A 25,134-nucleotide genomic window follows, 5' to 3' on the forward strand; every position below is an offset into this window, starting at 1 on the left:
ATCTGAATAATCTGTCGAATGATAGTTCATTTATGCTAGGTTTGCGATTTTTGTGGGTGATTGTATGGGGGACGTGAGGCGGAGAGACTATTAGCAGGAAATAAAAGAAGGTGCTGTGATGCACCTTATACACGCTTGAAAACAAATTCTCTATGTATGTCGTAATCATTTTTCTTGTAGAAGTTCTTTGCTTCCTCATTATTAGACCAATAATCTAATTCTATCTGATGAATCTCGTGTTCTTTTGCTAGTTTCTCAATTTCCTTCATTAGAAATGAACCGTACCCTTTGCCTCTCTTGGTGGCATTAACCCCTAACTGGTGAACATAAACGGATTGGTAGGATTTTTTGAAAATAGTTTCGGGATAAGCTCTTATTTCCAGCATAGCGAAGCCCAAAGGGATATCAGCATCTTCTAAAACGAGAAATACGTATTCCGCTTTATCTACCAATCCTTGAAAGAAAGATTGAATCTCCTCCGAATTATAGGGCTTGAAGTATTCAGGATACAAGTTAACGTGTAAATCGTGAACATCTTTATTCAAATTAGTAATTAGCTCGGCATCTGTCGTTTGATATACTTTCATAGTCATCCCCCTTATAAATAAAACGCCCTACTTGGATAGGGCGTTTTACCAACTTAATTATTCACCTAAATCAACGTTATGGTAAACCTGTTGTACATCTTCCAAGTCTTCCAGTACGTCAATTAGTTTTTCAAACTGTGCTTTGGATTCTTCATCCAATTCCACATCGTTTTGAGGTAGCATCGTTAACTCAGCTACGGAGAATTCGGTAATGTCAACATTACGGAATGCTTCTTGCACCGCATGATATTGATCTGGCTCTGCGTATACAATTACCGTGTCCTCTTCTTCAAGAACATCACGAACATCGATATCAGCTTCCATCAACAACTCTAACACGTCATCAGCCGTCTTACCTTCTATACCGAATACCGCAGTCGAATCGAACATGTAAGCAACAGAACCACTTACGCCCATATTTCCACCGTTCTTACCGAAAGCAGCACGAACTTCAGAAGCTGTTCTGTTCACGTTATTCGTTAATGTATCAACGATAACCATGGAACCGTTAGGACCGAAACCTTCGTAACGAAGCTCATCATAGCTTTCCTCAGAACCACCCTTTGCCTTTTCAATTGCTTTATCAATAATATGTTTTGGCACACTATATGTCTTCGCACGCTCTAAAACTACTTTCAAAGCCTGGTTAGATTCCGGATCTGGCTCTCCCTGTTTAGCAGCTACATAAATCTCACGACCAAACTTCGCATAAATACGACTCGTATTTTTATCTTTCGCTGCCTTTTTCTCTTTTATATTATTCCACTTACGTCCCATAAGAACATCTCACTTTCCTTCTGAATCTGATTGAGTAATGATATTCAACTTTTTGACTTTACCATTATACAACATATGGAGGAGAATTTCTCGGGAAGTTTTATGGGAAGGCAGGGTCACAATCAATTTTATTCAAAATTAAGTAGAAATGATGATGATAGACTCCCTCATAACGATTTTGAGCGGGATTTTTGCAGTATTGATTATGAGAAAGGCGCTCATAATCAATTTTAAGCAAGAATGATAGGAAAATGATGATGAGAAGTGCTCTCATAATGATTTCTAAACAAAATGGGATGGAAATGATGATGAGAAGGTAACACATCATCATTTTCCAGCAAAATGAGAGAAAAATGATGATGACAAAACCCTCATCGCTTAAACAACCCAAATTATGGCGATAATGAAGCGTTCTCTACCCCAAATCTAGCAATAAGTACCCCCTCCCTACAAAACTTGTCGGCATCTAACCACCAACTCGCGCATAAGTTATATAAACCGCGTCCAAGATGGAGGGAAGACAAACATGGATATTCTTAACAAGGTGAAAAGCTTTCGTGAGGAAGAGAACCGTTTAAAATGGGAGGGTACGTTCGCGGAGTACCTCGATATAATCAAGGAAAGACCTGAAGTTGCCCAGACAGCCCATTCCCGCGTCTATAATATGATCAAAGCGGCTGGGGTAAAAGAACGCAATGGTCGAAAAATGTATGAATTCTTTGGAGAAGAGATTTTTGGATTAGAAAGTGCAATTGAGAGACTTGTTGAAGAATACTTTCATCCTGCAGCCAAGCGACTTGATGTAAGAAAACGTATATTATTATTGATGGGCCCGGTTAGTGGTGGTAAATCTACCATTGTTACAATGCTCAAGCGAGGGCTAGAGAGATATTCCCGTACGGATGAAGGTGCAGTGTATGCGATTAAAGGTTGTCCGATGCATGAGGATCCGCTACATTTAATACCACACCATTTAAGGGATGACTTTTCCCAAGAATATGGAATTCGTATCGAAGGAAGCTTGTCCCCGCTTAATACGATGCGGCTGGAAAAAGAATATGGTGGCCGCGTAGAAGATGTGATGGTGGAGCGAATATTCCTTTCTGAGGATAAGCGTGTTGGTATTGGAACCTTTAGTCCGTCCGATCCAAAGTCTCAGGACATTGCTGATTTAACAGGAAGTATTGATTTTTCTACCATTGCCGAATATGGTTCCGAATCTGACCCGAGGGCATACCGATTTGATGGGGAATTGAACAAAGCAAACCGTGGAATGATGGAGTTCCAAGAGATGCTGAAATGTGATGAAAAGTTCTTATGGCATTTACTTTCCCTAACACAGGAAGGGAACTTTAAGGCAGGAAGGTTCGCGTTAATTTCCGCGGATGAATTGATTGTCGCGCATACGAACGAATCCGAATATCGTTCCTTTATTTCCAATAAAAAGAATGAAGCACTCCACTCCCGAATAATTGTCATGCCAATCCCGTATAACCTAAGGGTTAGTGAAGAAGAACGAATTTATGAAAAGATGATTAACCAAAGTGACATTGCACATGTTCATATAGCACCACACGCTTTACGAGTAGCGGCTATTTTTTCTATCTTAACCAGATTGAAAGATTCCAAGAAACAGGGCATGGATTTACTGAAGAAAATGCGACTCTACGATGGTGAGAACGTAGAGGGCTTTAATCAAGTTGATGTCGAGGAGTTGAAGAAAGAATTCCCAACAGAGGGTATGGAAGGAATCGACCCGCGTTACGTCATTAACCGTATATCTTCGGCAATCATTCGAAAAGAAGTACCTTCCATTAATGCGCTAGATGTATTACGTTCGCTGAAGGAAGGGCTTGACCAGCATCCGTCCATCTCGGATGAGGATAAAGAGACGTATATGAACTATATCTCCATCGCAAGAAGAGAGTACGATGAGATTGCCAAGAAGGAAGTCCAAAAGGCGTTTGTTTATTCTTACGAGGAGTCTGCCAAGTCGTTAATGAATAATTATCTAGACAATGTCGAGGCGTATTGTAATAAGAATAAGCTGCGTGATCCATTAACTGGGGAAGAAATGAATCCAGATGAAAAGCTCATGCGTTCCATTGAGGAGCAAATTGGAATCTCGGAAAATGCCAAGCGCTCCTTCCGTGAAGAAATTTTAATTCGTATCTCTGCTTTTGCTAGAAAAGGAAAACGATTTGATTATAAATCGCATGACCGGCTGCGCGAAGCTATTCAAAAGAAATTATTCGCCGATCTTAAGGATGTTGTGAAAATTACCACGTCCTCCAAGACACCGGATGAATCTCAGCTGAAGAAGATTAATGAAGTCATTGCTAGATTGATAGATGAATATGGTTACAATTCTGTATCGGCAAATGAGCTATTACGATATGTTGGAAGTTTATTAAATCGATAATTATGCATGACCAAAAGGTAACAAGAACGCCTAAACAGCTAGTCTTGTTACCTTTTTTTAATCTATTATTTTTGAAAAATTGCAATAATATGCGCCCAACTGCATATTATAGAGAAAAGTATCGTAATCCTTCGAGGTGATTGCGGTATTTTTTTCAAAAATAAATGAATAGGAGGGGATGTTGTGAAGGAAGGTAAACAGAATTTTGTCATCTCCGAGGAAAACTGGTCCCTCCATCGCAAAGGCTTTCAAGATCAACAGCGTCATATGGATAAAGTAAAGGAAGCCATTAAAAATAATTTACCAGATTTAATTAGTGAAGAAAGCATCGTAATGTCCAATGGCCGAGATGTCATCAAAATTCCTATTCGCTCATTAGACGAGTACAAGATTCGTTACAATTACAATAAATCCAAGCATGTGGGGCAAGGGAATGGAGATAGTAAAGTTGGAGATGTAGTAGGAAGAGATCCAAATGCTAAAGGGCAACAAAAAGGTCCTGGCGATGGAAAGAAAGCAGGCGACCAGCCTGGAAATGACTACTATGAAGCTGAGGTATCGATTGAGAAGTTAGAGGAGGCCCTATTTAAGGAGTTAGAATTACCGAATCTACAAGAGAAGGAAAAAGCAGAGATTGTCACAGAAAAAATAGAGTTCAATGATGTACGGAAAAAAGGATTAATGGGTAATATCGATAAAAAGCGAACGATCCTGACCGCATTAAAACGAAACTCAAGAGAAGGAAAAACGAGTATAACCCCTATCTATAATGATGACTTACGATTTAAAACATGGAACGAAGAAATAAAACACGAGTCAAAAGCAGTCGTGCTTGCAATGATGGATACGAGTGCTTCCATGGGATCGTTTGAGAAGTATATGGCAAGAAGCTTCTTTTTCTGGATGACCCGATTCCTCAATACGAAATACGAGCATGTCGATATTGCTTTTATCGCCCATCATACCGAGGCGAAGGAAGTTACCGAAGATGAGTTTTTCAACAAAGGAGAAAGTGGTGGAACGATTTGTTCCTCTGCCTATTCCAAGGCACTTGAATTAATCGAAGACCGTTATAATCCCTCAAGCTATAATATTTATCCTTTCCATTTCTCCGATGGGGAAAATATAACCTCCGATAATCCAAAATGTATCCGACTCGTAAGTGAAATCATGGACGTTTCCAATATGTTTGGCTATGCAGAGGTGAATATTTACAACCGCCACTCCACCTTAATGCGAGCCTACAACACAATTGAGGATCCCAAGTTCCGTCATTATATTTTAAAGGAAAAGCGTGACGTGTATCATGCGATGAAGAGTTTCTTCCAGCGTGAGGCAGTGCCTGTATAGAATTTGAAAATCCCTGGGATATGTTCCTGGGGATTTTTTGTTTTGAGGTAATTTAAGAATAAAGTGACTAACAGTCCAAATAATAAGAAAGCGAGTGAGATGTTAATATACTTCCTGTTGAGTTTTAACCCAGGAAATGAACATCCGTTACAGTCGAGAAACAGGAAGGGGTTTTGAAAAAAGATGGATATAGAATGGCTGGAATGGTTGGGGTATTTAGCTTCCCTTATTGTTCTTATCTCTTTATTAATGAGTTCTATTAAGAAGCTCAGGTGGATTAATATGATCGGGTCTAGTTTATTCTCATTATATGGTTTTTTAATAGGTGCATTACCAGTCGGAATTATGAACTTAGGTATTGTTTTTATTAACATCTATTACTTAGTAAAATTATCTCGTGATCATACTCAGGAGGGATGAACTCTCACGGACACTTCATCAGTTTTTAAGGCAGATAATGTCCGAGAGCACGCCTCTCACGGACATCTCAGCAGATTTTAGGCAGATAATGTCCGAGAGCACGCTTCTCACGGACACCTCACCAGCATTTTAGGTTGAAAATGTCCGAGAGAGCCGTTATCACGGACACTTCATCAGTTTCTAGGCAGATAATGTCCGAGAGCACGCCTCTCACGGACATCTCAGCAGATTTTAGGTAGATAATGTCCAAGAGCACGTCCCTCACGGATACCTCGCCAGTTTCTAATGTCTGAGAGCACTCCCCACAACAGAAAAAAGGGCCACTTAAGCCATTCTCCCTAAGTCAATTCAATCTTATAAACCCCACGCTCCGTCGTAATAAAAAACTTCTCCCCATCAAACTCATACATCGTATTATCCTGCAAAGGGATTTCATAGTTAGGGGATGGGAGTGGCTGCGTACTCATTGTTGCCAGTGTTTCAATCCGACCGTCTCCGTTTAGTTGTAAGCTATGCATGGGTACATAATCATCAATTCTTCGCGTGTTTCGATCGTAGGTAATATGCTGTAAGTCCATGACGATTTGATCGACATCATCCATTTCATGCTTCGTTATTTTAATTCGTCTTCCGCTCCATTGTTGAATAAGAGAATGAAAATCCTCCACAGATAAAAAATGGTGCTCCATGAGCAATCCCTCCTGCCTTTAAATTCTCCTAAATCAAAAGAAAATATGCGACACTCCTTTTGTTAGTTGACAATATACACACCTTTGTTAAAATATGTGTGTAGGGGGTGCTCGGTATGAAAGAATCGATGAAGCGTAAGCAATTTCATATTACGGTGGAAGATGAGAAGATTTTAAAGGATTTGGCCAAAAGTACTGGAATGTCTGAGGCTGAAATTGTAAGGGAAGCTGTTAGGGAATATGCAGAGAAGAAAAAGGAGAAAAGAAATCCACTAATGGAAATGGTACAAGAAGCAGAACGAAATATTGCTGATACTCCAGGGGATTTATCGGTTAACCATGATTATTATTTACAGGAGATACATGAAAATGAGTAAACTTAAATGTCTTGTGGATACAAGTGCATTTATTGCATTGAATGATAGTAGAGACCAATTCCATCTCGATGCGAGCAAGATTGCGGAGAATATAAAAAATTACGAATTATATATTACGGATGCTGTTATTAATGAGACCCATACTCTTTTAAGGTATCGATTAGGGTTTCAAAGCGCCTCCTTCTTTCTCCAATCCGTATTATCAGGACTGCCTTTCGTTATTACTCCAGTAACGGAAGAAATTAGATTATCTGCTTTTCATATTCTTGAACAATATAACGACCAAAAAATATCCTATTGTGATGCTCTGAGTGTAGCTATCATGAGAGCCCATCATATTAATAATGTATTTGCGTTTGACCATCATTTCGATGTAATGGGAGTAGAACGCCTCCAATTATAATCTAAATTATCAAGTAAACATACCAATTGACAGACTCGAAATAAATATGGTATTTATTTGTTAGAAAAATTAGCACTCTCCTGTCTAGAGTGCTAAAATTAAACTTGCAAATAAATATAAAGGAGTTGCCTGAGCATGGGAAAAAGAAAGTTTAAAGCGGAATCCAAGCGCTTATTGGAGTTAATGATCAACTCCATTTACTCACAACGAGAGGTTTTCCTTCGAGAATTAATCTCTAACGCTAGTGATGCAATTGATAAGATTTACTACAAAGCATTAACGGATGAAAATCTAACTTTCAACCAAAGTGATTACTATATAAAGATTGAAGCGGATAAAGATACGCGTACGCTAAAAATCACTGACACTGGTATCGGAATGACACAGGACGAGCTCGAGAAAAACTTAGGTACTATTGCAAAAAGTGGTTCACTAAGCTTCAAGTCAGAAAATGAAATCAAAGATGGACATGATATCATTGGTCAATTTGGTGTTGGTTTCTATGCAGCATTTATGGTTGCGGATGAAGTAACCGTGGTAAGTAAAGCGCTTGGAAGTGAAGAAGCTTTCAAATGGGAATCAAAAGGTACAGATGGGTATACGATTGAACCAACGGAAAAAGATACAGTTGGTACGGAAATTACCTTGAAGTTAAAAGAGAATGAGGAAGACGAGAACTACGAAGAATACTTAGAAGAATACCGTCTAAAAGAAATCATTAAGAAGTATTCCGACTTCATTCGTTATCCAATTAAAATGGAAGTTACGAAAAGCAAGAAGGAAGACGACAGTGACGAATACGTCGAATACAAAGAAGAAGAAACCATCAACAGCATGGTTCCTATCTGGAAAAAGAATAAAAGCGAACTAACAGATGAAGACTATGAAAACTTCTATCGCGAAAAGCGCTATGGATTTGATAAACCGTTAAAACATATCCATTTAAGTGTGGATGGTACGATTCGTTATAATGCGATTCTTTTCATCCCTGAAAATCGTCCGTTTGATTACTACTCACAAGATTACCAAAAAGGATTAGAGTTATATTCGAATGGCGTCTTAATTATGGAGAAAAGTGCGGACTTAGTTCCGGATCATTTTAGCTTTGTCAAAGGGCTAGTGGATTCCGAGGATTTATCGCTAAACATTTCTCGGGAAATGCTGCAACATGACAGACAATTGAAACAAATTTCGAAAAATATTAATAAAAAGATTAAGCAACAGCTTCTTAGCCTGCAACGAGATGATCGAGAAAAGTATGAGAAGTTCTTTGATGCATTCGGTCGTCAGCTGAAGTTCGGTGTATATAATGAATTTGGTGCCAACAAAGATACACTAAAAGATCTATTACTGTTCTACTCTTCTAAAGAGAAGAAGCTTGTTACGTTGGCTGAATATGTTTCCAGAATGCCAGAGGATCAAAAGTATATTTACTACGCAACTGGTGATTCGATTGATCGCATTGACAAGCTTCCACAAACAGAGCTTGTAGCGGATAAAGGGTATGAAATTCTATACTTTACCGAGGAAATTGATGAGTTCGCTATCCGTGTTCTTATGAGCTACGAGGAAAAAGAATTCAAATCTGTTTCCAGCCATGATCTAGGAATTGATTCCGAGGAAGATAAGGCTTCTGAAGAAGAAACGAAGGATAACAAAGATCTTTTCGATTACATGAAAGAAAAGCTTGCTGGCAAAGTGAAGGAAGTCCGTGTATCGAAACGATTGAGATCTCATCCAGTTTGTCTAACTGCGGACGGTGAAATTTCGATTGAGATGGAAAAAGTAATCAATGCAATGCCTGATAATAATCAACAAGTGAAGGCAGAAAAGGTATTAGAAATTAACCCATCTCATGAGGTGTTCCAAACACTTAAAGATGCGTATGAGAAGGATAAAGATAAGTTAGATTTATATACAAATATCCTTTTCAACCAAGCGTTGTTAATTGAAGGGTTACCGGTTGAGGACCCAGTAGAATTTACCAATAATATGTGCAAAGTAATGGTAACAGCTTAATTATAGACAAAAACAGCGTTGTTCAGTGACAACGCTGTTTTTCATTTTATCGTAGAGCTTTATCTAATGTTTCTATATTTTTCTCCATTAAACTAAAATAATCTTCTCCATTTGCTATATCTTCGTCTGTTAGTGTAGATAAATTATGCAAATAAAGGGCTTCGGCGCCAATCTCTTCCTGAATGACTGTTGCGACTTTTGGCGTGACATTCTGTTCGAAAATAACGTATTTTATATCCTTTTCTTTCGCTGTTTGAATAAGAACCGTCAAATCACTTTGAGAAGGCTCTTGACTAGATGAAAGTCCAGCAATAGGAATTTGTTTAATCCCATAGCTCTCTTCCCAATAACCGTAAGCTGCATGGGAGACAATCATTTCAGGATTTTCTTTCGATGCCACTAAATGATGGAATTGTTCATCCAATGCTTCTAAATCTTGTTTCAGCGATTCGAAGTTTTGTTCAAATTCTTCCGCTGCTTCTGGCTTTAATTCGATAAGGGTATTTTTAATGTTTTCAGCAAGAACAATGGCACGATACGGATCCAACCATACATGGGGATCCTGGTCGCCATGATCATGTCCATCATGGCTGTCTTCCTTGTGTTCATCTTCTCCATGAGTTTCTTCATCTTCACTATGGTCATGCTCTTCCTCTTCGTGATTACCTTCCTCATGGTCGTGCTCTTCTTCTTCGTGATTTCCATCCTCATGGTCGTGGTCTTCTTCATGACTTGTTTCTTCATGACTTGTTTCTTCACCATGATCGTGCTCATCCTCATGTGAAAAAGCCTCTATTCCGGTAGAAGCCTCCACCATCAAAACGTCTTCATCTTTCAATGTTTCATTAATCTTCTCGACATATGCCTCCATCCCTAATCCGTTAAAAATAAAGGCATCCGCTCTTGCAATGTCTAAAATTTCTTTCGAAGTAGGCTCGTAGGTATGACTATCTGCTCCAGGTGGGATTAACGTGCTAACCTGAACATGTTCCCCACCAACTCTTTTCGTGAAGTCTTCTAATGGATAAATCGATGTATAGATGGTTAACGTGTCATCAGATTGATTCGAACTTGTATTTTCCCCGGTCGAACTACATGCTGCTAGTAACATTAAACCTAGTAAACTAGTAAATAATAGTGCTCTTTTCAAAAGACAACTCTCCCTAATTAAAGTACAAAATTGATTATATCGTAACCATTACGATTTGTAAACAGTAATCATTACGTTTTATGTTTATTCTAGTATCTTGTTCATCATTCCATTTTTTCCTCATAAACTGTATAAAGCCTATTTTGGAGGGATTATCGTTGACCGATACAAAAGAGCTTCATAAAGCGATTGATGAGATTACAGAAATTGCAGTTGGTTTTGGTTTAGATTTTTACCCGATGCGTTACGAAATCTGTCCCGCAGAAATTATTTATACATTTGGTGCCTATGGTATGCCGACACGCTTTTCCCACTGGAGCTTTGGAAAGCAATTCCACCGGATGAAGCTACAATATGATTTGGGCTTAAGTCAAATTTATGAGCTAGTAATTAACTCAGATCCATGCTATGCATTTTTATTAAATACAAACAGCTTGATTCAAAATAAGCTAATTATCGCCCATGTCTTGGCACACTGTGATTTCTTCAAAAATAATGTCCGTTTCTCGAATACGAGAAGAGATATGGTGGAAAGTATGACGGCGACTGCTGAGCGGATTGCAGAGTATGAGCTAATTCATGGTAAGGATGAAGTGGAAAAGTTCCTAGATGCGATACTAGCCATTCAAGAGCATATTGACCCGTCCATGGTCCGTCCTAAACTACCAGAATATGTGTGGGAGGAAGAGGAATCACCAATTAAGAAGGCGAAAACAGATTATGATGATTTATGGGATTTAGATGAAAAAGAAGATACTAAGCCAAGGGTAAAACGGAGGAAAAAGTTCCCGCCTAAGCCTGAGAAGGATTTGTTATTGTTTATCGAACGGTATAGTAGAGAATTGGAAGACTGGCAGCGGGATATTCTGACGATGATGCGGGAAGAGATGCTTTATTTCTGGCCACAGTTGGAGACGAAAATCATGAATGAAGGCTGGGCGAGTTACTGGCACCAACGAATCATGCGTGAACTAGACTTAACCTCCGATGAAACCGTCGAATTTGCCAAGCTAAACTCCGCCGTCGTACAGCCGTCAAAACAACAAATTAACCCGTATTATCTGGGTCTGAAAATATTTGAAGATATCGAAGAACGATACAACAACCCGACAGAAGAAATGATCGCCATGGGTGTCAAACCAGGCTCCGGAAGAGAGAAGATATTCGAAGTACGAGAAATCGAATCCGACATTTCCTTTATCCGCAACTATTTAACGAAGGATCTGGTAGGAAGAGAGGACTTGTACCTATTTGAAAAACAAGGAGCCTATTACCGCATTTCCGACAAAGACTATGAAGCCGTTCGTGACCAACTAGTTTCCATGCGAGTGAATGGTGGTTTTCCATATATCTCTGTTGTCGATGGAGACTATATGCGCAACGGTGAATTGTATTTAGTTCATGGATACGAAGGGACAGAACTTGATCTTCATTATTTAGAAAATGTGCTGCCTTATATTCATCAGCTTTGGGGTCGGAAGGTGTATATGGAGACGTATGTGGATGATAAGTTGACGGTATATTCGTATGATGGGGATCGGGTGTTTAAGAGGTAGGTTAACCACTTTATAGGCGTGATGGGGTATTTCTAACTATCCATCACGTTCTTTGTTTTTGAAAGATTATGCTTTTTTATTATTCGTCATTAACATCATTAGAGTACATTTCTTTTTCAATAAGAATCCATGTCAATAAGTCTTTTCTGTCTAAAGGATATGTTTCCTCATAATAACTCAATTTGTTAATAGTAAGATAAAACTATATAATTAACTTAATAATACATTCGGAAAGGGGAACAAGCAATGGCTATTAATCATGAGGAATTATTAAGGATGCTAAAGAACCTCCCAGAAGATGCCAAGAAATCTGCCTATGATTATATTAAGTACCTACACTTAAGTCATTCTCGTCCTGATTGGGATGAAATCTTGGAAATGGAACCCGATGAACTACCATTAAGTGAAGAAGAAGAAAGACAACTAAAGAACAACTCGGAGTTTGTATCGTGGGAGGATGCAAGCAATGAGCTTAAGCTATCAACTAACATTAAGTCGTGAGTCCGTTAAGTTTTTAAAGAAACAGGAAAAGGCGATTCAGGAAAGGATAGGAAAAGCATTACAAGGATTAACGATAAGACCACCAATTGGTGATATAAAGCCATTAAAAGGTAGAAAAAACCAATTAAGATTAAGAGTGGGGACTTATAGAATAATCTTTGAAATCGATCAAGAGGAACAAATGATTTATATACTAACCATAGATAATCGAGGCGATGTTTACAAATAAGTTTAGACCTAACACTAGGCCTATTTTTTATGGGTATAACACCTATACGATATCCATGCAAGTGAATGGTGGTTTTCCATATATCTCTGTTGTCGATGGAGACTATATGCGCAACGGTAAATTGTATTTAGTTCATGGATACGAAGGGACAGAACTTGATCTACATTATTTAGAAAATGTGCTCCCTTATATTCATCAGTTATGGGGTCGGAAGGTGTATATGGAGACGTATGTGGATGATAAGTTGACGGTATATTCGTATGATGGGGATCGGGTGTTTAAGCGGTAGAAATAATTATAGTTTGGCTAGATTAGTAGATAATTTTTTCTATATTCATAAGCGATGCTCTGTCCTATCTTAGGGCGGGGCATTTATATAATAAGTCCTATCAGTTTCTTACAAGGATGCGAATCATATTAATTCTGAATACTCCCCATAAGCTCAGTAATGATTTATAATAATAGAAAAGAGGAGGGAATCAAAATGAAATGGCAAGAAGTAAGAGAATTGTACCCAAGTCAGTTTGTTTTAGTTTCCATTCTTGATTACCATGTAGATGGTGATAAGAAGGTTGTAGATGAGGTTGCACCAATTCGTACAATTCCTGAAGAAGAGGCAAATAGAGAGTTTTTTCGTGTAGAGAAGGGGAATGTAGTTTACCATACATCAAATGATGAATTGGTTATTCATTTGCGTAAAGATCCTATGATCAGGGTGAGACGTCTATAATGGAAATTTCATATGATGGGCAACTTATTACTGTCTCCCTATTTGTTAAATTTCGTGGTAAGTCGATTGAAGTACATGATGTAATTATTGATACTGGTTCTTCTCATACTGTCATTAGCCCCGATATTCTTGAAGAAATCGATGTAAGATATGAGGAAGGTGACCCAATATATGAAGCATATGGTATTGGGGGTTCAGTTCCATTTTATACAAAAGAAATGGACCAGATACAGATTGGTGACTTCACTATAAATAATGTAGAAATAGATGTAGGAATGTTACCGAAAGAACATAATGGCTTACTAGGATTAGATATCTTAAAGAATTATAACTTTATATTGGATTTGGATAAGCTAGAGCTGTATTCTAAAGTTTAGAGATAGGGTTAAGCAATACTCTTTATTTTATGGCTCTTTATAGCACCTATTAAATATGAAGGGTCGTATTTGGAGGAGGACACCTACTAGTATCCATACAACTAATATTAAAAATGAACTTAGGGCATACACCCTAAGTCCATCTCCTAATCCTGCTTCGGGATCTCTACTTCCCAATTAAACTCTTCACCAAATGACAGATCACCAATACTAATTGTGACCTCATCTTTATCTTTAATAAAGGATTTCGTTAATCCGAATGTGTTAATCTCACTGCCGACTTGGTAACTTGTCTGGAGAAAATGGTATTCTTTTGCTTCCTCCCCATCATCAGCCACAGCTGTAAGGGAATTAGGAAATGACCAACCAGCTACTTTAGGAAAGAAGCTAGAAAAATGTATTTGAGCTGTGTCATCCTGTGCACTTTGTTCTGTAGATATTCCCACAGTAACCCCTTGCTGGTCAAAACGCAGACTTCGTAAAAAGACATACATGTTGTTCACTTCATCCATATATTGATCCATTTCTTTTTCCACAGGGTCTTCGGAAACACTACCTTCGTAATCTGAAACATCAATGGATAGCTGAAGAGATTCCTCATTCTCCTGTATGAATAAGTGGTCTAACACCATGGATATATCATTCTCGGCTAACTCAGGAATCTCAATCAAAAATTCACCTTCATAAAGAGGGTTTATTCTCTCCATAACGGAAATCTTTTCCCCATTACTGTTTCTAAATTCGCCATAAATACTCTCTAATTTCTGGCCTAAGTCTGATTGAACAGAGCCGAATAGATAGCCTTTACCATTACTCATGTCAAATCTTTTTAAATTAAATTGTGAGTGAAGAGAAAAGTGCGACTCATTTAATTCATTAGATGTAATCACTTCACTGCCATAAGAGACAGGTATGTTAACCTCCGTTACTGTAGCTTCTTCATTATGAGCATCAATAGAAAATGAGGCGGTTAGTTCCTTCATACTGGATAACTGATTTTCATCCTCTAGCAAAATTGTTGCAACTCGGTATAGTTTGTTATTGAATGCATCACTAAGATACATACCACTCCAAGGACTTGAATTTTCTGTTTCTAGCTGAACGGTTGAACCATCTTCCTTATATAGAACAAAATCAGAGATATTTCCGGTTAGATGGTTTTCCTCCACTACTTCTTCATTCGTTAGATCCATACTATAAAACAAATAGATTTTATCTTCATGGTACCAGGCTTTATCCATGTACAATGTTATCTCATCATTTAAGGCGTGTTTTTGATTTAGGTCTATGACTTGATCCAATTCCCTAGCAATTCGATATCCAGGAACAGTTGCATCATAATAGGCCTCCACATCTTTTGTACTGGTTGCTTCTTTCCAAAGAGACCAATCGGTTTTCGATTCGGCTGCTTCTTCCTCATCTGTAGAAGTAATGGGCATATTTCCTTGGAAAAATTGTACGCCTATAACAAACAGTCCAACAAGCAATGCTACAGATAACGCCTGCGGAACCCAATGCTTTTTCCACCCTTTTGAAGGCTGGATATTTCTATAAAAACGTTCTTTATCTTCCTCATTATAATAATTTTCATTTCCTAGGTACTCATCAAAATCTTCTTTTGATAGCTTACTCATCGAAAAATTCTCCCTTCAATTCCAATTTCAGTTTCTCTTTGGCACGCATAATCCGTGTCTTAATGGTTGAGGGATTGACCAGCAGTAGGTCACTAATTTCTTGGATGCTGAATTCTTTATAGTATTGTAGAATCAATACTTCCCGGTACTTAATTGGTAGATTCATAATCGATTCGATGACTATTTGTTTTTGTTCATCTTGTAAAACACTCTGTTCGGGAGTATTCATCGTCGATTTGTCTTTGATTTGGTCCTTCCAGATGATTAACCGGTGGATTGGTGAGCGTAAGTAATCCTTACACTTGTTAGCGGTCACTTGGTAAAGCCAATTCTTAAGTGATGCTCTACCTTCGTAAGTGTCTAGTTTCCGATATACGGTTAACATCACTTCCTGAAAGATATCATCCATTTGTGCCCGATTCTTCGTATACGTGTAAATAAATCGCTTTAAACTTTCCCCGTATTCCTCCATGATCCACTCGACTGCCCCTTCTCTGTCACTGGATTGGATGGAGGAAGGTATGTCTATGTTTTGATCCATAAGGTTAACCCCTTTTCTTTCTCTCTCTAACAATCGATTGTAATACTAAAGACGGATGAAAACAAAAAAAGTCCCAAAAAGATTTGATAAATTGAAGTTCGAGTAATGCGTAGAATAATCAAACTATTCCATCGTTTATGTTAAACTACATATAGAGTGTTTAAAAGGTTGTACGTAACTAAGGGGGGCATGAAAATGGAAAAGGCAAAAGTTCTTGTGCTTGGAACGTTTCATATGGCTGAACATGAAGGATTAGATTCTCCGAAAAGGCAAGCGGAAATAGAGGAGCTGGTGAGTGCATTAGAAAAATATAAACCAACGAAGATTGCTGTGGAGATGGTACCTGGAGATAGTGAGTCTTACAATGAAGAATACAAACAGTACAAATTAGGCAATGATCAACTCGGTAGGAATGAAATATACCAAGTTGCTTTTCGTTTAGGTGCAAGTCTGGGGCATGAGCAAATCTATCCTACTGATTGGATGGGTGAAGCTGACATGAGCTATGGCGAGATGGACGGATGGCTAAGAGAAAATCAACCCGAGCTTTTCCAGGAGATTTTTGAAGATTTATCTTTTCCTGAATTAACAAATGACAAAAGTATCATAGATTATTACGAAGAGCTCAATGACCCCATTTTACTTAACAAGCTACATAAGATATATGTCAATTTGGCACGTGTAGGGGACATAGGTAATTATATTGGCATGGAATGGTTGAGTTGGTGGTATAAACGGAATTTAATTATGTTCTCTAACATATCCCGGCTGATTAACTCGGAGGAAGAACGTATTTTATTTATAGTAGGTAATTCCCACTGTTCCATCGTCACCAAATTCCTGGAAGAAAGTGAGATTTGTGAGGTTGTCGAACCTCTACCGTATCTTCGTTGATTCGTGTAAATAAACAGCTTGGATAGCCAAGCTGTTTTTCTTTGTAGAAATAAAAATACGTACAGGAGGCCACTGTACGTATCCTTAAAGCTAATCTACAAAAATATCAAACGGTTTTGTTTCCTCGCCGTCAATTACTAATATCCAAGTTCCTTGATTAGGAAACTTAATTTCACCAATGAAATAATATACCGATGCATTAGTTGCTGAATTATAATTCATGGAATCTTGCTTGAATACACCATGTTCAACTACATTACCGTTTTCGTCTACTAATTTTACACTTATATGTTCTTTGATTTCCCCAGTACTTTCAATCGTCAATACCACTGTCTCCCCAATGCTTAATTCTTCTGGCGAATGGATTAACGTATAGTGCTCAGTTTTAGGAAATGAAGGTAGAACATCTAGGGTGAACTCACCATGCAATTGATCCTCTACATAAAAGGATAGTTGCCATTCTCCTTCGGTTGGAAACGGTGAGAATCTCGTCAATGTATGTGCATCCTCGCCATGGAGAGGGGAGTAGAGCTCTCCTTCTGCCAATGTGATTTTCTCGCCGTATGTGTTCATGGCCTCAACATGGTAATCTTTTCCTATAAGGGTAGTTGGGTCTCCCCAATAATGGATCATTAGCTTAGCGACCCGTCGTGTATCCTCTGCCACAAAGTGGTCGAAAACATTTAAAAGGGCAACCTGATTTTCAATGCCTATCACTTCCTTGTTAGAACCTGATAGAGTGAAAATCTTTGCTTCTGGTGCGGTTAATTCTATTGGTTGAAGTTCCGCCTGATGGAGGGTATTATTCCAGTTCAATTGATATAGGACAAGTATGCTAAATAGAGCAAGGGAAGTAATGATTGCTATAAAAGGTTTATAAGACGGTCTCTTTCTGACCATTCCATTCCCGGTACTTAGTTTCGAAAGAATTCTTTGTTTTTGTTCCTTATTAAGTGAATGCGCTGGAAGGTTACGTAGCTCTTCCTGAATTTCTTGGTTATCCCTCATAACAGAACCCCTCCTCCTCTAGAATCTCTTTTATCTTTTTAAGTGCACGATGATACATCACATTAACTTTGTTTGTACTGCATTTAAGGATGACACTTGCTTCTTTAGATGAAAGCTCCATAATTCCTCGTAGTATGACCACTTCTTTATATGGAGAAGGAAGCTGATGGATGGCATTCACTAGTTGCGTCTGTTCAGAGTTTTTCATAATACTATTTTCAATGGTTGTTGCTATGGGCTGTTCGGCTGAAAGGATATGTTTAATTCTCTCCCAAACTTTATTTTTTCGATAGCGGTCAATAACGATATTTCTTGCGATGGAAATAAGCCATGTCTTCGGATGGGAATCGCCCTTAAAACTGGTTAATTTGTTCATTGCTATTAAAAACGTATCCTGTACAAGGTCTTCCACTTCTACAGACCCAGTATAGTAAACTAGAAAACTCGTAACATCTTGCTCATAGTTATGAAACCAATCTTCAATTGAATGTTCCTCCATACGCTTCCCCTCCTTCTTATTTATTTGACGAATCATCACAGAAATAATTACAGAAATTAATAAAAACAGTATAAAGAAGTTTTTACATTGAACATATAAGCAAATCGTTATATACTTATATACGAATACTTAAGGTGGTGAATAGCAATGCTAAAAACAGCAATTGAAATGGATAAAGCGGCAAGCATTCTAAAATTACTCGGTGATAAAACTCGTCTTACAATGATGAAAATATTGGATCATCATGACTGCTGTGTTTGTGAGTTTGTGGAAATTTTTAAAGCGAGCCAACCGTCCATTAGTCAACACCTGCGTAAATTACGAGACTTAGGTTTGGTGAAAGAAGAACGAAGAGGACAGTGGATATTTTACTCGATAAATAAAACGAATGAGTATTATCCGTTTATTCAACAGATTCTCGCTCAGCTACCTAGTCAAGATGATAAATTAAAAGAATTAGAAGAACAAGGAACACGAATTTCTTGTTGTTAACTTGAGGGGGAAATGTTTTGACAGCAACGGTTATACTAGCAATAGCGATCTTTTTGGCCACGCTAATATTAGTAATTTGGCAGCCAAAAGGATTAAATATTGGTTGGTCTGCCTGCGGTGGAGCGATCCTGGCACTTCTTATAGGTGTCGTTGATTATCATGATGTGATGGAAGTGACAGGGATTGTATGGAATGCAACCTTGGCTTTTGTCGCGATTATACTTATTTCATTGGTTTTAGATGAGATTGGATTTTTTGAATGGGCATCGCTGCACATGGCGAGGGCGGCTAAAGGTAATGGAATCAAGATGTTTGTTTATGTCAGTATTCTTGGCGCGCTTGTTGCCGCATTCTTTGCGAATGATGGAGCGGCACTAATCCTGACACCGATTGTTTTAGCAATGGTGCGTAACTTGAACTTTAAAGAGAAAATGGTCTTTCCATTTATTATGGCAAGTGGGTTTATCGCGGATACAACGTCTTTACCTCTTGTAGTAAGTAACTTAGTAAACATCGTTTCAGCAGACTTCTTTGAAATCGGATTTGTAGAATATGCGACGAGGATGTTTTTACCAAATATCTTCTCGTTAGTAGCTACGATTACTGTGCTATTAATTTACTTTAGAAAGAGTATCCCTCGGAACTACGATATATCTCAGTTGAAGCAACCGTCGGAAGCAATCCGAGATAAGAAGTTATTTAACATCTCGTGGTATGTGCTAGGTGTTTTACTAGTAGGTTACTTCGTGAGTGAATTCATTAATCTTCCGGTTTCGATTGTTGCGGGGATCATTGCTATTTTCTTCCTATTATTTGCTCGTAGAAGTGAGGTCGTGAATACGACGGCAGTGATTAAAGGCGCACCATGGAATATTGTGTTCTTCTCGATAGGAATGTATGTTGTAGTATTTGGATTGAGAAATGCTGGATTAACTGATTTATTAGCTGATCTAATACAATTAGCTGCCGAGCAAGGATTGTTTGTTGCAACGATTTCAATGGGATTCATTGCTGCAGTACTATCTTCGATTATGAACAACATGCCGACTGTTATGATTGATGCCATTGCCATTGCGGAAACAGATACGACTGGCGTTATCCGTGAAGCATTGATTTATGCGAATGTTATTGGTTCGGACTTAGGTCCAAAAATAACGCCGATTGGGTCTTTGGCAACTCTGTTATGGCTTCATGTTTTATCCCAAAAAGGAGTTAAAATCTCTTGGGGAACGTATTTTAAAACGGGTATTGTATTAACAATTCCCATTCTGTTTATTACTCTATTAGGTCTATATCTAACGTTAACGATATTTTAATTAAAGGAGAATTCTAATGGCTAAAAAAACAATCTATTTCTTATGTACAGGTAACTCTTGTCGCAGCCAAATGGCAGAAGGTTGGGCGAAAAAACTTCTAGGTGACGAATGGGAAGTTCGAAGTGCTGGAATTGAAGCGCACGGTTTGAACCCAAACGCAGTGAAGGCGATGAATGAAGTAGGTATTGATATTTCCAATCAAGAATCAGAAATGATTGATAATGAATACCTAAACAACACAACGATGGCAGTAACGCTTTGCGGAGATGCTGCTGACCGTTGTCCAATGACACCACCACATGTGAAAAGAGAACACTGGGGATTTGATGACCCGGCGAAAGCGGAAGGAACAGACGAGGAAAAATGGCAAGTCTTCCAACGTGTACGCGATGAGATAGGGGAACGGATTAAGCGCTTTGCAGAGACTGGAGAATAATGAGAAAGGCCATGGAGGAATCCATGGCCTTATCTTATAGAATTATTTTACTTTGATCTTTAAATAGTGATGAACCGTTCCATTGTTATATTCACCAAAAACCTCATAGACGTAAGTACCTTTTTCATTAGGGGCATGAAAGGTGTTTTGGTTAGACTCAAATTCTTCAACTCTTTCATTTCCATCCAACAAATAGACCATGAAACTGTCAGGATTCATAGTAATAAAATCAAGCGTAACAGCTCCATTTTTATCTACTTTCAATGTATCCAGATTCTTCTCAATGTCTTCGTGAAAAACATCTCCAAACATCATACTTCCATCTTCTCTTGTTAGGCTACTTGTTCCATTGAAGGCTTTTACTGCATCACTATTAGTGAATGCATTGACGCATGGTATATACGTCTCTGGACAATTATCTACCGTATAAACATGGTAGTTTTCACTATTCACTTCATACAACTCAAAGGACTTAGCAATTTTAATAACTTCCTCTAATGGTATTGGATCACTGGCTGTTGAGACAATAGTTAGTGTGATATACATATCATCTTCTATCCAAGAAAAATGTGATATTTCTTCACTTGGTGTATAATATTCAGCTTTCAAGCCATCATCAAATTCCACAATCTCGTTATACTCTCCTTCACCTATAGGTTGATAGAGGTGTTCGTGATTCGTACTAAACATAAGGATGGTGAATAGTTGTTCAGGGTTATCACTTGAAAAGTAAGTAATCTGTGGTTGAATAAACTCTACCTTACCCTCTATGATATCATCAATTCCGTTAACGAAAAGCTCCTGATAATGTAACTCGCCTACGTTGAAAGGTGCATATGTCGGAAGCTTAATCATGCCACTAAATTTCTCTAAATCTTGAATGTCTGCGAGTTGGTATTCTGCTACTAAACTTGCTTGAGGAGCGGCGTCATCAAAATTAGGAACAACTAAAATCCATACTAACAATGCAACAACTGCGGTCCCTCCAAGCGGAGCTAACCAACGAAAGACTGTATTCCAATTACTTCTTTTCTTCTGAGTATCATCATTATGAATGATAGTTTGGATCAATTTGTCTTTCTTTTCGTGATTAAGTTTAGCCTGTGGCATTGATTCTAGCTTCCTTTCTAATGAATCTTTATTCATGGAGGTTACCTCCTAACTTTTTCTTTAATGCCTTTTTGGAGCGATGGTAGGTAGAGCGAACTTTATTCTCACTCCAACCTAATATTTCGGCAGTCTCTGTAACGGTAAATAGATTAATCCCCCGTAAAATGAGTACTTCCCGATATCCAGACTTTAAGGAAAGAATGGCATGGTAAAGTTCTTTGTTTTCTTCATTCATATGTAGTAATTGCTCGGGAGTCTCTGTCATTTTTGGTTCGTGTTGAGCTTGGAAAGGGATGATCGATTTCCACTTCTTTCGGTTTCTTCGCCTGATTTCATCAATCGTTATGTTCTTGGCGATACTGTATAGCCAGGTTTTTGGACTGGAATTTTGCTGGAAGTGTTCGAAGCCAGTCATTGCTCGAATGAAAACTTCCTGGACAAAATCATCGACATCCGCTGTACCAAGACGATAGATGAAGAAGTTATAGATTTCATCACTGTATTGGTAAAACCAATCGGTGATGACTTTTTCTTTTTCCATAGTAAAAACGTCTCCCCTTTTTTCTATCTATCTCTTTAGACGACGTACCAGGTATGGTTATCGCACTTTATTTCAAAAAATAACAGAGCACTGCAACATGCATGCTCTGTAACTCAGATATATTGGCTAGTAAACTAGTTTGCGGTAAAGCTGTAAACCGATAATGGTTTGATTACACCATTCTTTATATATTGCTCTAGCATCAGTACCTCGGACCGAATAAGCTCCTTAAACTTCCCTGGCATGTTTTCGGTTCGACTTAATTCGAAGTTAATATCATGCTTGACCATATCGACTTCCCACTGACCATCTTGTAAATCTTGTGAATGAATCGTAGTCTCCTCAAGTACTTTCCAACCTGCATCCTCAACCACTGTACGGATTTCTGGAGGAGTTAGGATTGTTCGTACATTCGATTCGCTATTTTGCTTAAAAGCTTCATATTGGGCTTGGATTAGAATCGCTAACAGATGTGGATACTGTTCGAGTGAATGAATCGTTGTACTCCACTCAGCGAAGCATAATTGTTTTGCCCATTTTCTTACCTTTTTCATCATATGTAGGAGTTCTGAGGTGGACTTCATATACCAGGAACAATGCGAAAACACCACATAATCAAAAGCGTCTTCCGGAAAGTCGACGTCAGGTGATAAGATATCCATATTAAAATTAATTTTAATTTGTTTCCCTAGTTTAGATTGCTTTAAGTAATCCGTAGATTCACCCAGTGTAATTGGCGCTCCATAGGTTGGGGGGCCAATGTCCACCCCGTGAACAAGACCTGTTTCTCCCGTGTAATAAGCAAGCACAGCGGTTGTGTCACCTTGCCCACAGCCGATTTCGAGAATTTTACTTCCTTCCTCCATACCCCAAGATTCCACTAGCTTGATACGGTGTGCTGTCTGTACCTTCTGAATCTCATAAGCTTCTTTACTAGTAGCCATACACGCCAAGATAGTATTTAATGCGTTATTGTTTAACATGTCTAGTTCCTTTCTTGCCCATTAAATGTTTTTATAACCTTTATAAAGTCCTCGACCAAGAATAGATACTAGAATACCGATGACAATGAATACGATTATACTGTTTACTAGATTTGGTTCCCCCAGTACCTTATCGAATACAGTTGAAAGGGAAGGTACGCCCAACCAATCTAACATAGAGGGGATGATAAATAATCCAATAAAAATTCCCAAGACAGCGTAAGTTACGTATGCTCTTTTACTCATAGGTATACTCCTTTGATCAATATTTTTTATTCTCACTCTATCGTACCATAATTTAGAATATTTCTACGTGTTACGTATACTGAAGCTCCACCACGTTTCTCTTCCGTAAATAAAGATAACCACCAAACGAAGTGACACAAATGACGCAACCAATCACAATGTACATAATGCGAATCGGTAAAATTGGAGCAGCTACCGTAGCAAATAATATTCCTAAAGGCATCATCGTTCGCATAATAAGTAATCGAACCGAGGTTACTTTTCCCATAACGTGATTAGGAATTAATCGTTGGATCCACGTAATGTTATAAATATTGAAGATGGCAATCACCATTCCGGCAATAACCTCTGTAATGATAGCCAGAGATAACCACGGTGTGAATCCTAAGGATAAATATGTACATCCCCCGATGAAAAGTGCGGAAAAGAGAATCCCAAGCCCTTTCACATTTCCTATTCTTTTACTTATAAGTGCCCCCAGTGTATAGCCAATTGGAAACCCGGCCATGAATACACCATAGGCAGAGTAAGGCTCATCGAGGATAGTGGTGATGAAGGGAATTGTTGTTACAATGGTCACACCAACGCCGAATTGAACAAACCCAAAGAAGACTCCAAGCCAAACGATGAGCCTATGGTTGAAGTAGGCTTTAACACCTTCGCGAAACTCAACAATCCACGGTCTTCGTATCTTTTTCCGATGATAGTCTTCCGTAACAGTAAGTAGCATGAGCGCACTACATAAAAAGGCAAATGCTATGATGATAAGAACCCATTCTACAGCTAAATAATCAACAAATACACCAGCCATTATTGGCCCTAAGATTACCATTACCTGCCTGACACTATCGAGGGAGGCATTTGCTCTATCAAGTTTATCTTTATGTAATATAGTAGGCAGTATAGCTTGATTAGCTGGAACAAATATGGGCATAATCATACCGATAATAATTTGCATAATATAGATGAACGTAATCGTATAACTATCCATCAATAAAGATACAACAAAAATGGAAGCCAGTAACATACGTATAAGCTGGCAACTAATCATCGTCCACTTCCTGCTCCACCGGTCCACATAGGGACCGATGAAAAGCTGCATGAAGAATGAAGAAATATAGTAGATGAGCCAAACGGAGCCAAGTGCGGTAGTTGAACCGGTAAGTTGAAAAATAACGATAGAGTTACAAGCTGTGTAAGCGGCACCTCCAAGTTCGGAAGTGGCATTACTGAGCCAGATAGAGCGAAAACTAGTATTTGTGCTCACTGCGAATTCTCCTAACTTATGATTAACTCTTTTGCCTGATTTTCTTTACAGCCCAAACGATAATGGCGGTTATGCCTTGTGTTAATCCTGCATAGAAAGATAAACCTCCAACCCACATAATTCCGAAGGCGAAAAGATAGCCAACTGCAGCAGAACCTTCCCCTTCCATGACAGGGGTGTAAATAAGGAATATCAGGATAATGACATGAACAACAATCATGGTCATGAAAAGCCCAATACTAAAAAGAGTTTTTCTTGATGGATTCCACGCACTTTTCGAAATGAAAAATTGAAACAATCCTGCCAACAAGATATAAACGATTGGCCCACCATAAACTAATATATCCTCCAAATCGTTTCCCTCCTCTGTTAATACCTCTTCTATAACTATACAATAATTAAAAAATAACGAAAGATGTAATTTAAATAATTTTCTGATTGCAAAATATCAGAATGGATATAAATGGAGAAGAAGATGCAATGAAACATCAAAAAAATTTGATTTAACCACTTGAACATCAAATAAACTTGATGTATACTTTAAATATCAAAATAATTTGATGTAAGAAAAGGGGGATAC

The 25,134-nt window shown here is 38.3% G+C and carries 29 protein-coding genes and 1 pseudogene; 16 read left to right on the plus strand and 14 right to left on the minus strand.

Annotated features, from left to right (window positions below; translation table 11 throughout):
• Positions 1 to 125: 125 nt before the first annotated feature.
• Both TE34_RS15050 and TE34_RS15055 read right to left on the minus strand, forming a co-directional pair.
• Entirely contained in the window at positions 126 to 587 is a 462-nt protein-coding gene (locus TE34_RS15050; RefSeq protein ID WP_047985643.1) for a GNAT family N-acetyltransferase, read from the minus strand.
• 57 nt (positions 588 to 644) lie between these two features.
• A complete protein-coding gene (locus tag TE34_RS15055; protein ID WP_047985644.1) occupies positions 645 to 1,364 on the minus strand; it encodes a YebC/PmpR family DNA-binding transcriptional regulator in 720 nt (239 codons plus the stop codon).
• 526 nt (positions 1,365 to 1,890) lie between these two features.
• Between TE34_RS15055 and TE34_RS15060 the strand changes: the two genes are divergently transcribed.
• The 3 genes from TE34_RS15060 to TE34_RS15070 all read left to right on the plus strand — a co-directional run bounded on the left by TE34_RS15060 (position 1,891) and on the right by TE34_RS15070 (position 5,556).
• The gene (locus tag TE34_RS15060) at positions 1,891 to 3,786 is read left to right on the plus strand and encodes a PrkA family serine protein kinase (RefSeq protein ID WP_047985645.1); all 1,896 of its coding nucleotides are present in this window, start codon (positions 1,891 to 1,893) and stop codon (positions 3,784 to 3,786) included.
• 183 nt (positions 3,787 to 3,969) lie between these two features.
• On the plus strand, positions 3,970 to 5,136 hold the full coding sequence (yhbH, locus tag TE34_RS15065; protein WP_047985646.1) for a sporulation protein YhbH: 1,167 nt from the start codon (positions 3,970 to 3,972) through the stop codon (positions 5,134 to 5,136).
• 183 nt (positions 5,137 to 5,319) lie between these two features.
• Positions 5,320 to 5,556, plus strand: coding sequence for a YgjV family protein (locus TE34_RS15070; protein ID WP_047985647.1), 237 nt, complete (start codon positions 5,320 to 5,322; stop codon positions 5,554 to 5,556).
• A gap of 338 nt (positions 5,557 to 5,894) precedes the next feature.
• On the opposite strand, the gene TE34_RS15075 is transcribed toward TE34_RS15070, so the two are convergent.
• Positions 5,895 to 6,245, minus strand: a complete 351-nt coding sequence (locus tag TE34_RS15075; RefSeq protein WP_047985648.1) for a hypothetical protein — start codon at positions 6,243 to 6,245, stop codon at positions 5,895 to 5,897.
• A 116-nt stretch (positions 6,246 to 6,361) separates the two neighbouring features.
• Here TE34_RS15075 and TE34_RS15080 point away from each other — a divergent pair, with 116 nt between their 5' ends.
• From TE34_RS15080 to htpG, 3 genes are all read left to right on the plus strand, one after another.
• Positions 6,362 to 6,622 carry a ribbon-helix-helix protein, CopG family gene (locus tag TE34_RS15080; RefSeq protein WP_047985649.1) on the plus strand — a complete coding sequence of 87 codons (261 nt, stop codon included), beginning with the start codon at positions 6,362 to 6,364 and terminating at the stop codon, positions 6,620 to 6,622.
• Complete coding sequence (locus tag TE34_RS15085) at positions 6,615 to 7,025, plus strand: type II toxin-antitoxin system VapC family toxin (protein WP_047985650.1); 411 nt, start codon at positions 6,615 to 6,617, stop codon at positions 7,023 to 7,025. The genes TE34_RS15080 and TE34_RS15085 overlap by 8 nt, the downstream gene beginning before the upstream one ends.
• 135 nt (positions 7,026 to 7,160) lie before the next feature.
• On the plus strand, positions 7,161 to 9,044 hold the full coding sequence (gene htpG / locus TE34_RS15090) for a molecular chaperone HtpG (RefSeq protein ID WP_047985651.1): 1,884 nt from the start codon (positions 7,161 to 7,163) through the stop codon (positions 9,042 to 9,044).
• A 46-nt stretch (positions 9,045 to 9,090) separates the two neighbouring features.
• Here htpG and TE34_RS15095 read toward each other — a convergent pair whose 3' ends face one another.
• Complete coding sequence (locus TE34_RS15095; protein WP_053075102.1) at positions 9,091 to 10,194, minus strand: metal ABC transporter solute-binding protein, Zn/Mn family; 1,104 nt, start codon at positions 10,192 to 10,194, stop codon at positions 9,091 to 9,093.
• A 158-nt stretch (positions 10,195 to 10,352) separates the two neighbouring features.
• On the opposite strand from TE34_RS15095, the gene TE34_RS15100 reads away from it, so the two are divergent.
• The 6 genes and pseudogenes from TE34_RS15100 (at position 10,353) to TE34_RS15125 (ending at position 13,587) form a co-directional block, all read left to right on the plus strand.
• Positions 10,353 to 11,750: a SpoVR family protein gene (locus TE34_RS15100; RefSeq protein WP_047985652.1), complete on the plus strand. Its 1,398-nt coding sequence runs from the start codon at positions 10,353 to 10,355 to the stop codon at positions 11,748 to 11,750.
• Between the two features lie 246 nt (positions 11,751 to 11,996).
• Positions 11,997 to 12,251: a hypothetical protein gene (locus TE34_RS15105; RefSeq protein ID WP_047985653.1), complete on the plus strand. Its 255-nt coding sequence runs from the start codon at positions 11,997 to 11,999 to the stop codon at positions 12,249 to 12,251.
• Positions 12,217 to 12,480, plus strand: coding sequence for a type II toxin-antitoxin system RelE family toxin (locus TE34_RS15110; protein ID WP_047985654.1), 264 nt, complete (start codon positions 12,217 to 12,219; stop codon positions 12,478 to 12,480). Before TE34_RS15105 ends, TE34_RS15110 begins: the two co-directional genes overlap by 35 nt.
• 49 nt (positions 12,481 to 12,529) lie before the next feature.
• Positions 12,530 to 12,769, plus strand: a pseudogene (locus TE34_RS15115) (stage V sporulation protein R); the annotation flags it as partial.
• A gap of 195 nt (positions 12,770 to 12,964) precedes the next feature.
• Entirely contained in the window at positions 12,965 to 13,210 is a 246-nt protein-coding gene (locus tag TE34_RS15120) for a hypothetical protein (RefSeq protein WP_047985656.1), read from the plus strand.
• A complete protein-coding gene (locus tag TE34_RS15125) occupies positions 13,210 to 13,587 on the plus strand; it encodes a retropepsin-like aspartic protease family protein (protein WP_047985657.1) in 378 nt (125 codons plus the stop codon). Before TE34_RS15120 ends, TE34_RS15125 begins: the two co-directional genes overlap by 1 nt.
• 146 nt (positions 13,588 to 13,733) lie before the next feature.
• Here the strand turns inward: TE34_RS15125 and TE34_RS15130 are convergent, their stop codons facing one another.
• Positions 13,734 to 15,221 (minus strand): hypothetical protein, encoded by a 1,488-nt coding sequence (locus TE34_RS15130; protein WP_047985658.1) that lies wholly within the window; start codon positions 15,219 to 15,221, stop codon positions 13,734 to 13,736.
• Positions 15,214 to 15,762: a sigma-70 family RNA polymerase sigma factor gene (locus tag TE34_RS15135; protein ID WP_047985659.1), complete on the minus strand. Its 549-nt coding sequence runs from the start codon at positions 15,760 to 15,762 to the stop codon at positions 15,214 to 15,216. The genes TE34_RS15130 and TE34_RS15135 overlap by 8 nt, the downstream gene beginning before the upstream one ends.
• A 195-nt stretch (positions 15,763 to 15,957) precedes the next feature.
• On the opposite strand from TE34_RS15135, the gene TE34_RS15140 reads away from it, so the two are divergent.
• The gene (locus tag TE34_RS15140; protein ID WP_236687168.1) at positions 15,958 to 16,656 is read left to right on the plus strand and encodes a DUF5694 domain-containing protein; all 699 of its coding nucleotides are present in this window, start codon (positions 15,958 to 15,960) and stop codon (positions 16,654 to 16,656) included.
• 90 nt (positions 16,657 to 16,746) lie between these two features.
• Here TE34_RS15140 and TE34_RS15145 read toward each other — a convergent pair whose 3' ends face one another.
• Complete coding sequence (locus TE34_RS15145) at positions 16,747 to 17,664, minus strand: hypothetical protein (RefSeq protein ID WP_047985661.1); 918 nt, start codon at positions 17,662 to 17,664, stop codon at positions 16,747 to 16,749.
• The gene (locus tag TE34_RS15150) at positions 17,654 to 18,163 is read right to left on the minus strand and encodes an RNA polymerase sigma factor (RefSeq protein ID WP_047985662.1); all 510 of its coding nucleotides are present in this window, start codon (positions 18,161 to 18,163) and stop codon (positions 17,654 to 17,656) included. Before TE34_RS15150 ends, TE34_RS15145 begins: the two co-directional genes overlap by 11 nt.
• A 147-nt stretch (positions 18,164 to 18,310) precedes the next feature.
• Here TE34_RS15150 and TE34_RS15155 point away from each other — a divergent pair, with 147 nt between their 5' ends.
• From TE34_RS15155 to arsC, 3 genes are read left to right on the plus strand one after another with little or no spacing between them, the layout of a single operon-like run.
• Entirely contained in the window at positions 18,311 to 18,655 is a 345-nt protein-coding gene (locus TE34_RS15155) for an ArsR/SmtB family transcription factor (protein WP_047985663.1), read from the plus strand.
• Positions 18,656 to 18,672: 17 nt separating this feature from the next.
• Positions 18,673 to 19,971, plus strand: coding sequence for an arsenic transporter (locus TE34_RS15160; protein ID WP_047985664.1), 1,299 nt, complete (start codon positions 18,673 to 18,675; stop codon positions 19,969 to 19,971).
• 16 nt (positions 19,972 to 19,987) lie between these two features.
• Complete coding sequence (arsC, locus tag TE34_RS15165) at positions 19,988 to 20,407, plus strand: arsenate reductase (thioredoxin) (protein WP_047985665.1); 420 nt, start codon at positions 19,988 to 19,990, stop codon at positions 20,405 to 20,407.
• Between the two features lie 42 nt (positions 20,408 to 20,449).
• Here the strand turns inward: arsC and TE34_RS15170 are convergent, their stop codons facing one another.
• The 6 genes from TE34_RS15170 to TE34_RS15195 form a co-directional block, all read right to left on the minus strand.
• Complete coding sequence (locus TE34_RS15170; protein ID WP_047985666.1) at positions 20,450 to 21,553, minus strand: hypothetical protein; 1,104 nt, start codon at positions 21,551 to 21,553, stop codon at positions 20,450 to 20,452.
• Positions 21,546 to 22,058 (minus strand): RNA polymerase sigma factor, encoded by a 513-nt coding sequence (locus TE34_RS15175; protein WP_047985667.1) that lies wholly within the window; start codon positions 22,056 to 22,058, stop codon positions 21,546 to 21,548. Before TE34_RS15175 ends, TE34_RS15170 begins: the two co-directional genes overlap by 8 nt.
• Positions 22,059 to 22,192: 134 nt before the next feature.
• Positions 22,193 to 23,041: a class I SAM-dependent methyltransferase gene (locus TE34_RS15180; protein WP_047985668.1), complete on the minus strand. Its 849-nt coding sequence runs from the start codon at positions 23,039 to 23,041 to the stop codon at positions 22,193 to 22,195.
• Positions 23,042 to 23,062: 21 nt separating this feature from the next.
• A complete protein-coding gene (locus tag TE34_RS15185) occupies positions 23,063 to 23,287 on the minus strand; it encodes a hypothetical protein (protein ID WP_047985669.1) in 225 nt (74 codons plus the stop codon).
• 70 nt (positions 23,288 to 23,357) lie between these two features.
• Positions 23,358 to 24,554 (minus strand): MFS transporter, encoded by a 1,197-nt coding sequence (locus TE34_RS15190; protein WP_084710735.1) that lies wholly within the window; start codon positions 24,552 to 24,554, stop codon positions 23,358 to 23,360.
• A 22-nt stretch (positions 24,555 to 24,576) separates the two neighbouring features.
• Entirely contained in the window at positions 24,577 to 24,906 is a 330-nt protein-coding gene (locus tag TE34_RS15195; RefSeq protein WP_047985670.1) for a hypothetical protein, read from the minus strand.
• Positions 24,907 to 25,134 lie beyond the last annotated feature (228 nt).

The sequence above is a fragment of the Ornithinibacillus californiensis genome, from assembly GCF_001038485.1.
GTDB classification, from domain to species: domain Bacteria; phylum Bacillota; class Bacilli; order Bacillales; family Amphibacillaceae; genus Ornithinibacillus; species Ornithinibacillus californiensis.

Excerpts from the sequence above, each read along its gene's own strand:
- TE34_RS15105 (WP_047985653.1), top strand. The coding sequence starts at position 11,997 with ATGGCTATTAATCATGAGGAATTATTAAGGATGCTAAAGAACCTCCCA.
- TE34_RS15075 (WP_047985648.1), bottom strand. The coding sequence starts at position 6,245 with ATGGAGCACCATTTTTTATCTGTGGAGGATTTTCATTCTCTTATTCAA.
- TE34_RS15070 (WP_047985647.1), top strand. The coding sequence starts at position 5,320 with ATGGATATAGAATGGCTGGAATGGTTGGGGTATTTAGCTTCCCTTATT.
- TE34_RS15060 (WP_047985645.1), top strand. The coding sequence starts at position 1,891 with ATGGATATTCTTAACAAGGTGAAAAGCTTTCGTGAGGAAGAGAACCGT.
- TE34_RS15145 (WP_047985661.1), bottom strand. The coding sequence starts at position 17,664 with ATGAGGGATAACCAAGAAATTCAGGAAGAGCTACGTAACCTTCCAGCG.
- TE34_RS15150 (WP_047985662.1), bottom strand. The coding sequence starts at position 18,163 with ATGGAGGAACATTCAATTGAAGATTGGTTTCATAACTATGAGCAAGAT.
- TE34_RS15130 (WP_047985658.1), bottom strand. The coding sequence starts at position 15,221 with ATGAGTAAGCTATCAAAAGAAGATTTTGATGAGTACCTAGGAAATGAA.
- TE34_RS15175 (WP_047985667.1), bottom strand. The coding sequence starts at position 22,058 with ATGGAAAAAGAAAAAGTCATCACCGATTGGTTTTACCAATACAGTGAT.
- TE34_RS15185 (WP_047985669.1), bottom strand. The coding sequence starts at position 23,287 with ATGAGTAAAAGAGCATACGTAACTTACGCTGTCTTGGGAATTTTTATT.
- TE34_RS15120 (WP_047985656.1), top strand. The coding sequence starts at position 12,965 with ATGAAATGGCAAGAAGTAAGAGAATTGTACCCAAGTCAGTTTGTTTTA.
- arsC (WP_047985665.1), top strand. The coding sequence starts at position 19,988 with ATGGCTAAAAAAACAATCTATTTCTTATGTACAGGTAACTCTTGTCGC.
- TE34_RS15135 (WP_047985659.1), bottom strand. The coding sequence starts at position 15,762 with ATGGATCAAAACATAGACATACCTTCCTCCATCCAATCCAGTGACAGA.
- htpG (WP_047985651.1), top strand. The coding sequence starts at position 7,161 with ATGGGAAAAAGAAAGTTTAAAGCGGAATCCAAGCGCTTATTGGAGTTA.
- TE34_RS15155 (WP_047985663.1), top strand. The coding sequence starts at position 18,311 with ATGCTAAAAACAGCAATTGAAATGGATAAAGCGGCAAGCATTCTAAAA.
- TE34_RS15080 (WP_047985649.1), top strand. The coding sequence starts at position 6,362 with ATGAAAGAATCGATGAAGCGTAAGCAATTTCATATTACGGTGGAAGAT.
- TE34_RS15050 (WP_047985643.1), bottom strand. The coding sequence starts at position 587 with ATGAAAGTATATCAAACGACAGATGCCGAGCTAATTACTAATTTGAAT.
- TE34_RS15085 (WP_047985650.1), top strand. The coding sequence starts at position 6,615 with ATGAGTAAACTTAAATGTCTTGTGGATACAAGTGCATTTATTGCATTG.
- TE34_RS15125 (WP_047985657.1), top strand. The coding sequence starts at position 13,210 with ATGGAAATTTCATATGATGGGCAACTTATTACTGTCTCCCTATTTGTT.
- TE34_RS15055 (WP_047985644.1), bottom strand. The coding sequence starts at position 1,364 with ATGGGACGTAAGTGGAATAATATAAAAGAGAAAAAGGCAGCGAAAGAT.
- TE34_RS15180 (WP_047985668.1), bottom strand. The coding sequence starts at position 23,041 with ATGTTAAACAATAACGCATTAAATACTATCTTGGCGTGTATGGCTACT.
- TE34_RS15170 (WP_047985666.1), bottom strand. The coding sequence starts at position 21,553 with ATGAATAAAGATTCATTAGAAAGGAAGCTAGAATCAATGCCACAGGCT.
- TE34_RS15110 (WP_047985654.1), top strand. The coding sequence starts at position 12,217 with ATGAGCTTAAGCTATCAACTAACATTAAGTCGTGAGTCCGTTAAGTTT.
- TE34_RS15140 (WP_236687168.1), top strand. The coding sequence starts at position 15,958 with ATGGAAAAGGCAAAAGTTCTTGTGCTTGGAACGTTTCATATGGCTGAA.